Annotated in this window: 12 protein-coding genes; 8 read left to right on the plus strand and 4 right to left on the minus strand. The window is 44.4% G+C overall.

Going from position 1 to position 13,103, the window contains the following annotated elements; all coding sequences use genetic code 11:
- The first annotated feature begins 47 nt into the window (after positions 1 to 47).
- From rutD to FTV42_RS05220, 7 genes are all read left to right on the plus strand, one after another.
- Complete coding sequence (gene rutD / locus FTV42_RS05190) at positions 48 to 839, plus strand: pyrimidine utilization protein D (RefSeq protein ID WP_180037830.1); 792 nt, start codon at positions 48 to 50, stop codon at positions 837 to 839.
- 336 nt (positions 840 to 1,175) lie between these two features.
- Positions 1,176 to 2,282, plus strand: coding sequence for a pyrimidine utilization protein A (rutA, locus tag FTV42_RS05195; protein ID WP_180037832.1), 1,107 nt, complete (start codon positions 1,176 to 1,178; stop codon positions 2,280 to 2,282).
- Complete coding sequence (gene rutB, locus FTV42_RS05200) at positions 2,279 to 3,040, plus strand: pyrimidine utilization protein B (protein ID WP_180037834.1); 762 nt, start codon at positions 2,279 to 2,281, stop codon at positions 3,038 to 3,040. The genes rutA and rutB overlap by 4 nt, the downstream gene beginning before the upstream one ends.
- Before the next feature lie 33 nt (positions 3,041 to 3,073).
- Entirely contained in the window at positions 3,074 to 3,454 is a 381-nt protein-coding gene (rutC, locus tag FTV42_RS05205) for a pyrimidine utilization protein C (RefSeq protein ID WP_180037836.1), read from the plus strand.
- Positions 3,455 to 3,596: 142 nt separating this feature from the next.
- Positions 3,597 to 4,115, plus strand: coding sequence for an NADH-dependent FMN reductase RutF (gene rutF, locus FTV42_RS05210; RefSeq protein ID WP_373683217.1), 519 nt, complete (start codon positions 3,597 to 3,599; stop codon positions 4,113 to 4,115).
- Between the two features lie 33 nt (positions 4,116 to 4,148).
- Positions 4,149 to 5,504: a pyrimidine utilization transport protein G gene (rutG, locus tag FTV42_RS05215; RefSeq protein WP_180037840.1), complete on the plus strand. Its 1,356-nt coding sequence runs from the start codon at positions 4,149 to 4,151 to the stop codon at positions 5,502 to 5,504.
- A 51-nt stretch (positions 5,505 to 5,555) separates the two neighbouring features.
- Positions 5,556 to 6,395 carry an NAD(P)-dependent oxidoreductase gene (locus FTV42_RS05220; RefSeq protein ID WP_044112874.1) on the plus strand — a complete coding sequence of 280 codons (840 nt, stop codon included), beginning with the start codon at positions 5,556 to 5,558 and terminating at the stop codon, positions 6,393 to 6,395.
- Between the two features lie 202 nt (positions 6,396 to 6,597).
- On the opposite strand, the gene FTV42_RS05225 is transcribed toward FTV42_RS05220, so the two are convergent.
- From FTV42_RS05225 to lipA, 3 genes are all read right to left on the minus strand, one after another.
- A complete protein-coding gene (locus FTV42_RS05225) occupies positions 6,598 to 6,984 on the minus strand; it encodes a carboxymuconolactone decarboxylase family protein (RefSeq protein ID WP_180037842.1) in 387 nt (128 codons plus the stop codon).
- Between the two features lie 167 nt (positions 6,985 to 7,151).
- The gene (locus tag FTV42_RS05230) at positions 7,152 to 9,656 is read right to left on the minus strand and encodes an acyl-CoA dehydrogenase (protein ID WP_180037844.1); all 2,505 of its coding nucleotides are present in this window, start codon (positions 9,654 to 9,656) and stop codon (positions 7,152 to 7,154) included.
- A gap of 353 nt (positions 9,657 to 10,009) precedes the next feature.
- Positions 10,010 to 11,023, minus strand: coding sequence for a lipoyl synthase (lipA, locus tag FTV42_RS05235; RefSeq protein ID WP_005246834.1), 1,014 nt, complete (start codon positions 11,021 to 11,023; stop codon positions 10,010 to 10,012).
- Positions 11,024 to 11,236: 213 nt separating this feature from the next.
- Between lipA and sthA the strand changes: the two genes are divergently transcribed.
- Positions 11,237 to 12,652, plus strand: a complete 1,416-nt coding sequence (sthA, locus tag FTV42_RS05240) for a Si-specific NAD(P)(+) transhydrogenase (protein WP_004646501.1) — start codon at positions 11,237 to 11,239, stop codon at positions 12,650 to 12,652.
- Between the two features lie 96 nt (positions 12,653 to 12,748).
- On the opposite strand, the gene FTV42_RS05245 is transcribed toward sthA, so the two are convergent.
- Positions 12,749 to 13,078 carry a four-helix bundle copper-binding protein gene (locus tag FTV42_RS05245; RefSeq protein ID WP_180037846.1) on the minus strand — a complete coding sequence of 110 codons (330 nt, stop codon included), beginning with the start codon at positions 13,076 to 13,078 and terminating at the stop codon, positions 12,749 to 12,751.
- Positions 13,079 to 13,103: the final 25 nt, after the last annotated feature.

Below are 13,103 nucleotides of genomic sequence, written 5' to 3' on the forward strand. Positions count from 1 at the left end.
GCATGTATTTTGCTGCACTCATCTCATAGCGAAACTATGAGAATTTTATGTCTTTATTTATTCATCATGCAGCATGGGTTGATGCGCCTTATGTAGTACTTTCCTCCGGATTAGGCGGACATGCCAGTTTCTGGAATCCACAAATTGAGGCTTTGCAGCAATATTTTCATGTGGTGACTTATGATCAGGAAGGTTGCCATTCGGATTCTGAACTGTTGTCAATACCTTATTGCGTAGATCATATGGTCCGACAGATTCTGGATTTATTGATCAATCAGGATATCCGTGAATTTCATTTTATTGGTCATGCATTGGGTGGGCATATCGGCATGCAGCTTGCGACTTATCAGGTTGATAAAGCGTTTAAGTTATTCAGCCTGACTATGTTGAATGCCTGGGGAGAACTGGATTCACATACCCAAAAATGTTTTCAGGCACGAACTTCCTTATTAGTGAATAGCGGGGCAGAGGCATATGTGAGAGCACAGGCTTTATTTCTTTATCCGCCGCAGTGGATTTCAACCCATATTGATCAGTTAACCGAAGCAGAGAACAAGCAGCTTTTAGATTTTCCTCCAATTTCAAATGTTCTAGCACGCTTACAAGCTGTGCAGGCTTTTAAACTGAACACAGAGCATCAGCAAGCATTAAAAGATGTTCCTATACATCTAATTGCCAATCAGGATGATTTTCTGGTGCCTTATCAACGGTCACAGCAATTACAGCAATGCCTGCCGCATAGTCAGCTCAGTTTACTCGCTACAGGTGCACATGCTTCCACCGTGACCGAGACAGATCAGGTGAATCAACTGATCCTTTCCTTCCTGATTTCCCCTTAGTTTGAAGATTTTTTTAAAGCCAGACCTCGTGTCTGGTTTTTTATTTTTTCTAATCAATCATTTTTGTAGCATCAGCATGGTTTTTACTTCGAATTGATGCATGAACTGCAAATGCAAAAATTGCTACGAGTGCACTTGAATGAAACAATATGTTCAAAATTGACTCATAGGTAAAAATGGTTATTTTACTAAAAATTCAAAAAATAAAATATTAAGTAATTGATAATTATAAATCAAATATAATTGGCACACGCTTTGCAATGTTTATCTTGTAAATAAAAGTCCCGAAGTGGAATCGGAATTTTGAATAAGTGTTAAAAATAATGAGGTGTGAAAATGAAAATAGGTGTCTTCTGTCCAATTGGAAATAACGGCTGGTTAATCTCTGAAAATGCACCACAGTACATGCCGACTTTCGAGTTAAACAAACAAATCGTGCAGCGTGCTGAACACTATGGTTTCGATTTCGCACTTTCCATGATCAAGCTGCGTGGCTTTGGTGGCAAGACCGAATTCTGGGAACATAACCTGGAAACTTTTACCCTGATGGCGGGTCTCGCAGCGGTGACCAGCAAAATTCAAATTTATGCAACGGCAGCCACTTTGGTCATGCCACCGGCAATTGTGGCACGTATGGCATCTACCATTGATTCTATTTCTAATGGCCGTTTCGGTCTGAATGTGGTGACCGGCTGGCAGCCACCTGAATACACCCAGACGGGCATGTGGCCAGGCAATGAGTATTTTGGCAAGCGCTATGAATATCTGTCTGAATATGTACAGATCCTGCGTGAGCTCTGGGCAACTGGAAAATCAGACTTTAAAGGCGAACATTTCCAGATGGAAGACTGTCGTGTCAGCCCTCGCCCGCAAGCAGACATGAAAATCATCTGTGCTGGTCAGTCTGATGCCGGTCTGGAGTTTTCTGCGCAATATGCTGACTACAACTTCGTGTTTGGTAAAGGGCTGAATACACCGACCGCTTATGCAGAAATTAATGATCGCCTAAAAGAAAAAACAGATGTGACGGGTCGTGATGTACAGACTTATGTGCTGTTTATGGTCATCGCGGCAGAAACTGATGAAGAAGCTCAAGTGAAATGGCAACACTATAACGATGGCGCAGATATGGAAGCGATTAACTGGTTGATGAATCAGGGCGGGAAAGACACGACTTCCGGTGCAGATACCAATATCCGTCAAATGGCGTCTAGCGTATCTCCAGTGAATATCAATATGGGAACCTTGGTAGGTTCTTATGAAAATGTGGCACGAATGTTGGATGAAATTGGCGAGATCAAGGGCACTGAAGGTGTGTTGCTGACCTTTGATGATTTCGTTCAGGGTGTAGAAGATTTCGGTCAGAAAATCCAGCCATTGATGAAATGCCGTGACCATATTGTGATTGAGGGTGAAGCACCTGTACTGGAGAAAAGCGCATGAGTGAATTAGGGGTAAGGGCCGGTTTTACTGAAAAACTCGGTACCGGAAAATCGCTTAAAGCTGAGCCTGAAGCAATCTGCCTTGCACCTGAACAGACTGCCCTGATTGTGATCGACATGCAGAATGCCTATACCTCGCAGGGTGGCTATCTGGATCTGGCGGGTTTTGATGTTTCAAAAACTAAATCGGTCGTAGATAACATTAAAAAGGCAGTCGATGCTGCGCATGCGGCCGGTATTCAGGTCATTTATTTCAAAAATGGCTGGGATGCCGAATATAAGGAAGCGGGTGGTACGGATTCTCCGAATTTCCATAAATCGAATGCCTTAAAAACCATGCGTAAACGTCCTGAATTACAGGGTCAATTGTTAGCAAAAGGCGGTTGGGATTTTGAGCTGATTGATGAGTTAAAGCCACTGCCACAAGACCTGGTCATTGAAAAACCTCGCTATAGCGGTTTCTTTAATACCGCACTGGACAGCATGTTGCGTGTCCGTGGCATCCGTAATCTGGTTTTTGTCGGAATTGCCACCAATGTCTGCGTGGAGTCGACCCTGCGTGATGGTTTCTTTCTGGAATATTTCGGCGTGGCGCTGGCGGATGCATGCCATCAGGCCGGGCCAGTCGAAGCCCACGAAGCCAGCCTGTACAACATCAAGACCTTCTTTGGCTGGGTGTCCGATACCGCAAATTTTATCGATACCTTTCAAAAAGAAAGTGAATCACTTAAAGAAACTAAATTGGCTGAAAGTGCCTAAAGAATTAAAGATCAGGATTAAGGGAAAAATAGTATGCCTAAAGAAGTCATTATTCCAGCAGGAACGTCGAAACCACTAGCACCGTATGTGCCGGCAACCAAGGTAGACAATATTGTCTATGTGTCGGGCACGTTGGCTTTTGATGAAAATAATAACGTGGTGCATGTCGGTGATGCGGCAGCCCAGACCCGTCATATTCTGGAAACCATCAAACGTGTCATTGAAGAAGCTGGTGGCAGCATGGACGATGTGACTTTTAACCATGTATTTGTCAAAGATTGGGCAGATTATGCGGCGATTAATACCGTTTATGCAGAGTATTTTCCGGGAGATAAACCGGCACGATATTGCGTACAGACTGGCTTGGTAAAACCGGATGCGCTGGTCGAAATTGCTTCGATTGCCCATGTATAAGCTAATCCACCTGATTAAATCTCATTACTAGATGCCCTGGGTCTAAAACTGAATATTGACTTGGGGTAGGGAGAACAGCATGAATGCCAAACTGTCTAAAATCATCACGGAAGCAGTTACAGAAAACCGTGCATTAAATAAGGTGCTAAAGACTGAAAACGCAGCTGAAGTGTTTACCCAGGTCGATCAGCAGATTTTCCGTCAGGGTATGTCCAATCTGGGTGCTGCTGTGAATGTGATTACTACACAAGGGGATGCAGGTTTGGCCGGGTTTACCGCGTCCGCCGTATGCAGTGTGACGGATACACCGCCGACTTTGCTGGTCTGCCTGAACCACTCAGCATCAGTTTATGAAACTTTTAAGAAAAATCAGGTGTTGTGTGTGAATACCTTAGCCTCACATCAGCAGCATCTATCCAATCTGTTCGGTGGAAAAACACCGATGGCAGAGCGTTTCAGTCAGGGGAACTGGAAAACGTTGGTGACCCAGTCACCTGTACTTGAGGATGCCTTAGTCAGTTTCGACTGCGAGGTAGTCCAATGTTTATCTGTAGGCAGTCATGACGTGCTGTTCTGTGAAGTGAAAGCCATGTGCCAGCGTCAAGGCAATGCGCTGATGTACTTTAACCGTTCTTACTGTGAGCCACACAAAATGTGCTAAATCAATTCAGTCCTAATCAAGGAGGGGAAGCCCATGCAAGAAAAAGAAACGTGGTTTCCAAAATTTAAGCCTTATCAAGGCAATATCGATACAACGCCAGTTCAAACAGATGAATATCTGCCGGCTGGGAAAAGTATTATTCTCGGCTTACAGCATGTGTTTGCGATGTTTGGGGCAACCGTGCTGGCGCCGCTTTTAATGGGGTTTGATCCCAATCTCACGATTTTTATTACCGGGATTGGTACCATTTTATTTTTCCTGATCACTGGCGGTCGATTGCCAAGTTATCTGGGATCCAGTTTTGCCTTTATTGGCGCCGTGGTGGCAGTCACAGGCTACTCCGGAGCAGGGGCGAATCCCAATATTGGGCTAGCACTCGGGGGAACCATTGCCTGCGGTATTGTTTATGCCTTGATTGGCCTGCTGGTCATGAAAACCGGTACCGCATGGATTGAAAAGCTGATGCCACCCGTGGTCACGGGCGTCATCGTGATGATTATCGGTCTGAATCTGGCACCTGTCGCGATCAAAAGTGTCTCAGCCAACCAGTTTGATTCCTGGATGGCGTTGGTCACCATTATCTGTATCAGTGTGATTGCTGTCTTTACCCGTGGGATGGTACGCCGTCTGCTGCTGTTATTAGGCTTACTGTCTTCCTACCTGATTTATTTCCTTTTCACTAATGTAATGGGTTTCGGACCTGCGATTGATTTCAGTAAAGTCAGTGAAGCGGCATGGTTTGGTCTGCCAAATTTCCAGAGTCCAGTCTTTGAAATGAATGCGATGTTGATGATTGCACCGGTGGCCATTATTCTGGTCGCAGAAAATCTGGGACACTTTAAAGCGGTATCCGCAATGACCGGTAAAAATCTGTCGCCGTATATGGGACGCGGTTTCTTTGCAGATGGGGTTTGTACTTCACTATCGGCTTCTGTCGGCGGTACCGGGATGACCACTTATGCTGAAAATATCGGCGTGATGGCAGTGACCAAAGTGTATGCAACCACCGTGTTTATTTTTGCCGGGATCTTCGCCATTTTACTGGGACTTTCGCCTAAATTTGGGGCAGTCATTAGTACCATTCCAGTAGCTTTATTGGGTGGCGCATCGATTGTGGTCTTCGGGTTGATTACCGTGGCGGGTGCCAAAATCTGGGTAGACAACCATGTTGATTTTACCAAGAACAGTACCCTAATCATTGGTGCGGTGTGTCTGATTATGGGGACAGGTAATTATAGCTTGCAGATCGGTGGTTTTGATCTGGGTGGTATCGGTACTGCGACATTGGCAGCGATTTTACTCAATCTGTTCCTGAATCGTGGTGAAGATAAAGAATTGCCTGTAGCTGCATCGACCGCAACAGAAGTTGAGGTTAAGCCAGTCGCTTAATATGAGGAGTATTTTTTGAGTCAAACAATTGCATTTTTAGGACTCGGGGCAATGGGGTGGCATATGGCCTCCCATTTGCCAAACCTCGGACACCCGGTTTGGGTCTGGAACCGGACTGAACATAAAGCGCTAGATCATGCTCAATCTTTCAGGACTCTGGCAGTGGGTATTGAACAGGCGGTTCAAGCCGACTTTATCTTTTCCTGTTTGCCGACCAGTCAGGATGTGGAAGCATTAATTACCGCATATCCACCTAAACCCGGTGCAATCTGGATTGACTGTACCAGCGGTGTGCCGGAATCGGCACAAAAACTGGCAAAACGATTGGAGCAACAGGGAAGTTATTATCTGGATGCTCCAGTATCCGGTCAGACTGTTGGGGCAGAAAAAGGTACTTTAACCGTGATGGTGGGAGGAAATGAAGCTGCCTTTGAACAAGCTAAACCGATCATTGCTGCTTTTGCTGGCTTGATTGAATATGTGGGAGAAAGCGGTTCTGGTTTTGCAGTGAAAGCCGTTAATAATACTTTGATGGCGACCCATTTATGGGCACTGGCTGAAGGTTTGACTGTACTGAAAGGGCAGGGAGTTGATTTAAGCAGTGCGTTGAACTGTATTAATCATTCCAGTGGTAAAAGCAGCATGTCAGAAAATATCATGGCACAGCGGGTTTTAAGCCGTGAGTTTCATAAAACCTTTGCGCTGGATTTATTGCAGAAAGATATTGGTATTGCTTTGGAACTAGTGCAACAGCAGCAACTGGATTTATCAGTGATGTCATTGGTGCAACAACAGTTCCAGCAGATTGCCAAGCCACAGGCCAGCCAGTTGGATTTCTCCGCTGCGGTGCAAGGCTTAGAACAACGTACACAGATTGAATTAAGGGGTTAGAGTCTTTCTTATAAATTGCTATTCATAGAAAAACCATTATTTTGAATTAAATCCATAACGACAGATTTTATTATCAAAAATATGAAAAGCCGAGAATTTAATAACTCTCGGCTTTCTTATTGATTATTAATTTAAATAGCTTAAGCTAATGTTAAACCTTCCTAGGCTTCAGAAATTTACAGTCTATATTCATCTTTTAATTCTACTGATTCGTTTCATATTCCTGAATGACTTCAAGCGCGGCACGAAAGGCTTCCTGGGTTGCCGGTGCACCGCAGTAAGGCAGGCTATGCAACAACACTTCCTGAATTTCCTCAACCGTTGCGCCGTTATTTAGGGCACCTCGCACATGACCTTTTAGTTCAGTGGGACTTTTTTGCGCGGTTAGAAATGCAATGGTAATTAAAGAACGATATTTACGCGGTAAAATACCTTCACGTTGCCAGGTCGAACCCCACGCATGCTCATTAATCCAGTCCTGTAATGGCTGGGTAAATAGAACGGTATTTTCCTGAGCACGCTTCACAAAGCTTTCACCCATCACTTCAGTACGGACTTTCAAGCCATTTTCATAATCTTGTTGTGACATTGTCTACCCTCAATTTTCTTATAGGGCTAGCTTAGTACTTTCCATCCAAAATACCATCGTGCAATAGTCGTAAAAAAGTGGCTGAAAAGCCACTTGTAAAGCTTCCAGAGTAAAGCAATAAAATGACTTTACTCTGGAATTTATGACACCTTAAATTCAAGTTTTATTTAAGGTGATACTGAGTGTGAAGGATCAGTTTGCACTGAAGTATCCGTTCCTTTGGCATCTTCCTTGATGAGATACGGATTCTCAAGCTCTAATACCTCATTCAAATGCAGATCGAATATATCGGTCAACATGCTGTCATAACGGCGCGCATTGTAGTGCAGTAATTTTTCTGCTTCCTGATCATTAATAAAACCATGTAGCTGTGCATCTGCCACATGCTCTGCAAAGCTTAAACCCTTGAACTGGTCTTTATTCTCTGCTTTTTTAAAGCGATCCCACAGCTGTTCAATGTCCAGCAACATGGTGAAAGTAGATTCCATACGGCCGGTGACATCATGTTCATGAGTATTGTAATAGACATGTTTTTTCAAGACCTGGCGGAAAGCATTGTCTTCCATCATACTGTTCGCTACCTGCTGTTTCAGCTGGTCTGATGGTTTCTGTACCGGACGGCCAAATGGGAAGCATAACAGTTTGACCATGCCTGCTGCTGCACCTGATGGAAAGTTGGCAAACAGGTCAAAAAAAGCTTCTTGCGCTGTATATAGAGATTTTTCTAATGCAAGCTGTGCATGTAAACGCTCATCTTCAGTCTTTTTGCTATGCTCAAAAAATTTGAGAATTGAGGAAGCAATAAACAGATGTGCATGAATATCGGCCAGACGACCCGAAAGCATTTCCTTACGTTTGATATCCCCTGCGAGTAATCCTAGACACATATCCGCAGTTAAAGCAAAGTTGGCACTCAGCCGGTTAATGATCTTGTAATAAGGACGGGTAAAGTCAACAGCACTTTGCGGCGCAGCATTGGAGCCACCTGTAAAGGCATAGGCAAAGGAGCGAGCAGTCCGGTTAAAGGTGTAACCCAAATGCTTAAACAGCAAGTTATCAAAAGGATTTAGAGCCGCTGCCGGATCTTCTGCTTGTAAGAGCTGTAATTCTTCATAAAGATAAGGATGGCAACGCATTGAACCCTGACCGAAAATCATCAGGGAACGACTAAGAATATTGGCGCCTTCAACCGTAATGGAGACTGGAATTGCCTGATAATAAGGCGCCAGAAAGTTACGCGGCCCCATCTGAATGGCACGACCACCGACCACATCCATACCGTGATTGACCACTTTACGCATGCCTTCTGTCGCATAATATTTGGCAATCGCTGTCATTACGGCAGGCTTGCCGCGCTGATTCAGACCACAGGTGACCAGATAACGGAAAGCCTCCAGCATATAGGTATCACTGGCGATTTCACTGGTGGCTTCCTGAACACCCTCAAACTTACCAACTGAAATTTTGAACTGCTGACGGATGCGAGAGAAAGCGCCGACATTTAAATAAGTCATTTCTGAAGTAGAAGTAGACAGCGCTGGTAGGGAAATACCACGACCAACCGCCAGACATTCCATTAGCATGCGCCATCCTTTACCGGCATTTTTGACGCCACCAATAATCCAGTCCAGAGGAATAAACACATCTTTACCTTCAACCGTACCATTCATAAATGGTGGTCCGGGGTTATGCCGTGGTCCCACTATTACGCCTTCATGACTGGCAGGGAGCAGGGCACAGGTAATGCCATATTCAGTCTGATCACCCAAAAGATGATCCGGATCATACATTTTAAAGGCCAAGCCTACGACTGTCGCAATTGGAGCTAACGTAATCCAGCGTTTGGAAAAATTCATTCTCAGGCCTAAGACTTCCTGACCTTCAAACTGGCCATAGCAGACCACGCCCGTATCAGGAATCGCACCAGCATCCGAACCGGCCTCCGGACTGGTCAAACCGAAACAGGGAATTTCTTCGCCTCGTGCAAGACCCGGCAGATAACGGTTTTTCTGTTCTTCGGTACCGTAATGCAGCAACAGCTCACCCGGTCCGAGCGAATTCGGCACCATACAACTCACGGCTGTGGTCAGAGAACGCGAAGCAATCTTGCTCATCACCCGACTTTGGGCAAAGGAGCTAAAGGCACGACCGCCGTATTCTTTGGGAATAATCAGGCCTAAGAAACCATGTTCTTTAATATATTGCCAGACATGATCAGGTAGCGCTTTTTGCTCATGAATTTCCCATTCATCCAGCATGCTGCACAAGGTTTCAACTTCATTGTCCAGAAAGGCCTGTTCTTCTAGCGACAGCTTTGGATAGGGATAACTGTTAAAGGTTTCCCAGTTCGGTGCACCCATAAACAGTTCTTTTTCCCACCAGCTGGTTCCGGAGTCCAATGCTTCACGTTCTGTCGGGCTGATACTCGGCATGGCATTGGCCAATGCTTTATAGGCCGGTTTGGAAATGAATGACATGCGTAAAGGTTCGATCATCACTACGAGACTAATCAGGATGAGCGGAATACCGAGAATAAGTGACCAGGGGCTAATAAAGGCACAGACCACTGACATCACCATCAGTGCAATTGCACCCGCGCTACGGGAGAGCTGAAAATAGAAAACTGCCCATAAACTGAGTAATAGCAGGAGTACAGCAAATATAAATAGCATTGTTATAGTTCTCCAGATTTATACAACGTTGCCTGTGCTGGGATCTCATAGAATTTTTGTCACAGTTCATTCATTTTTTTGTCGCTTGAGGATCGGACAGGTTCAGCATTGCACGTGTGAGAATGATCGTTTTCAAGTCTTGCAACGATATTTTTAAATCTTTCATCTATTTCTGAGATTGTTTGAAAAATGCTCAATCTTCAAGTGAGAACGCGCAAAGAAATGTGAAGATAAGTAATGACTTAATCTTATCTAAAATAAAAAATGGCGTTTAACGCTGAGTAGAATTTCAATTATGGATATTAAAAAGCCCTCTACTTGAGAGGGCTTTTATTTCATTTATTTAAACAGGATTAAGCTTCAATGGCCTGAACTGCAATTTTTTTGGCAGGGTCAACTTTACGGCGCACTGCTGGAACTGGTTCGCCGTAGTATTGGCGGTCGGCAAAGTAGCTTGAACGAACCATTGGTGCTGCCCAGATATTGCGGAAGCCCAGTTTTTGGCCATGTTCGGTATAACGCTCGAATTCTTCAGGTGTTACAAAGCGGTCAATCGCTGCATGTTCTTTTGAAGGCTGCAAATACTGACCAATCGTCACATAATCTACGCCATGCGCATGCAGATCATCAAGCAGGGCCAGCACTTCTTCTTCAGTTTCACCAATACCGACCATCAGACCACATTTGGTTGGTACGTCCGGGCAGTATTCTTTAAACATTTTCAGCAGGTTTAAAGAGTGCTGATAGTCAGAACCTGGACGCATGGCTTTATATAAACGCGGTACAGTTTCGATATTGTGGTTAAATACATCTGGCGGACATTCAGTCATGATGCGCAGCGCGATATCCATACGGCCACGGAAATCTGGTACGAGAATTTCGAGTAAGGTATTCGGACTTAAGGCACGTGCTTCTTTAATGCAATCGACAAAATGCTGTGCACCACCATCCAGTAAATCATCACGGTCTACCGAAGTGATTACCGCATATTTCAAACCCAGGTTGGCAATGGTTTCTGCCATATGACGCGGTTCATCTGCATCGAGTGCATTTGGACGGCCGTGTGCCACATCACAGAATGGACAGCGACGGGTACAGATATCGCCCATAATCATGAAAGTCGCAGTACCGCCACCAAAACATTCAGGCAGGTTTGGACAGGCGGCTTCTTCGCACACCGTATGTAATTTTTGCTGACGTAGTGTGGTTTTAATGCGTTGAACTTCTTCAGGTGCCGCCATTTTTACCCGGATCCAGTCCGGCTTGCGTGGCGTTTCAACCGTAGGAACAACTTTTACAGGAATGCGGGCAACTTTTTCCGCACCGCGAAGTTTGACGCCCTGTTCAGGTTTACGGTTTTCAGACATATTCAACTTTTCCACTGTTTTTGAAGGGGGAGATACTCAAAGATAGCGCAGTTATTATAACGAACTTCGTTCTAAATAGGGCAAAAAGGGGTATTCATTTAAAAAATGTTCTTATCAAGCAATATATGTGAGTTAAATACACCAAATCAACAGGATTTACGTCATAATAAGCAGGTAGATTAAAGTGAATTTTTTAATTTTGAGGAGCGTTGAATGCCACGTAAAAAAGAGGTCGTTAGTGGGACTTTCGTTAAATATGATGCGGTAGTTCTAGGTTCGGGCCCTGCGGGCGAAGGCGCGGCAATGAAACTTGCCAAATCTGGTAAGCGTGTTGCAATCGTTGAGATGCGTGAACAGCTGGGTGGCAACTGTACCCATGTCGGTACGATTCCAAGTAAAGCATTGCGTCAAACAGTATCCAGTATTATCCGTTATCAACGTGATCCACTGTTTCAAAAAGTCGGGGACTGGAAGCAGTTCACCATGAAGCAAGTGTTGCGTCATGCACATAAAGTTATTCAACAACAAGTAGATACACATTCACGTTTCTACGACCGCAATAAAATTGATATTTATCATGGTCGTGCCTATATTCAGGATCAAAATACCATTTTTGTATTTAACCCAGACGGCATTAAAGAAACGCTGATGTTCAAGCAACTGGTCATTGCCAGCGGCTCGCGTCCATATCGTCCAGACATTCTTGATTTTAATCATCCACGTGTATTTGATTCAGACAAAATTCTGGATCTGGACTATTCCATCCAGAAAATCATTATTTATGGTGCAGGTGTAATCGGTTGTGAATATGCCTCGATCTTTATTGGTCTAGGACATAAAGTCGACTTGATCAACACCCAACACAAACTTTTAAGCTATCTGGATGATGAAATTTCTGATGCACTGTCTTATCACTTGCGTGAACAGGGTGTATTGATTCGTCATAATGAACAGATCGACTTTTTAGAAACATTTGATGACCATGTGGTGATGCACACGCAAAGCGGCAAGAAAATTAAAGCCGATGCAATTTTGTGGTGTAATGGCCGTTCAGGCAATACCGATGGTCTAGGCCTTGAAAATGTCGGCCTGAAACCGAACAGCCGTGGTCAATTGACTGTGAATGATCAATATCAGACCGAAGTAGAAAATATCTACGCTGCCGGTGATGTGATCGGTTGGCCTTCGCTAGCCTCTGCTGCTTATGACCAAGGTCGTTGCGCAGGTGCCAACATGAGCGGCGAGAAAGACGTTGCACCGGTGACTGATATTCCAACCGGGATTTATACCATTCCTGAGATTTCTTCGATTGGTAAAACTGAACAGCAGCTGACTGAAGAAAAGATTCCGTATGAAGTCGGTCAGGCATCATTCCGTCATTTGGCACGTGCACAGATTACCGGTGATACTATGGGCGAATTAAAGATTCTGTTCCATCGTGAAACGCTGGAAGTTTTGGGGGTACATTGCTTCGGTAATAATGCCTCTGAAATTATCCATATTGGTCAGGCAGTTATGAACAGCCCGAACAATACGATCAAGTACTTTGTAGAAACCACGTTTAACTATCCGACTATGGCGGAAGCGTATCGTGTAGCAACGCTGAATGGTATGAACCGTTTATTCTAAGTGAGATATTTTACTTAGACCGAAAAACCGCAAGTCTTCACTTGCGGTTTTTTTATTGGAAGTGATTAAGTCAGTCAAGTTGATCAAATCGAATTTTTAAGCCGCCATTTTTCGGCATTCTTCAGCACAGCGGCGGCATGCTTCGGCACATTGCTGACAATGTTCATCTTCATGATGACCACATTCTTCTACACAGTAGTCACAGGCTTTCGCACAAAGTTCACATATTTCATGCATGAATGGAGATTGCTTTTGTTCCATACGGGCGCAAAGCTGACAGATATCTGCACAGTCCAGACAGCGCTGGATACACTTCCGCATCATCTCCAGATCTTCTTCTTTAAGACAGGCACTGGCACAGTTGGCACATGCCAGGGAACAGTTCATACAGGCTTGCACACAATCTGAAAATTGAAGTTCATTCATTTTCTTTTTCCTCTATTCATATGGG

The organism is Acinetobacter sp. YH16052 (assembly GCF_013417155.1).
GTDB lineage: Bacteria > Pseudomonadota > Gammaproteobacteria > Pseudomonadales > Moraxellaceae > Acinetobacter.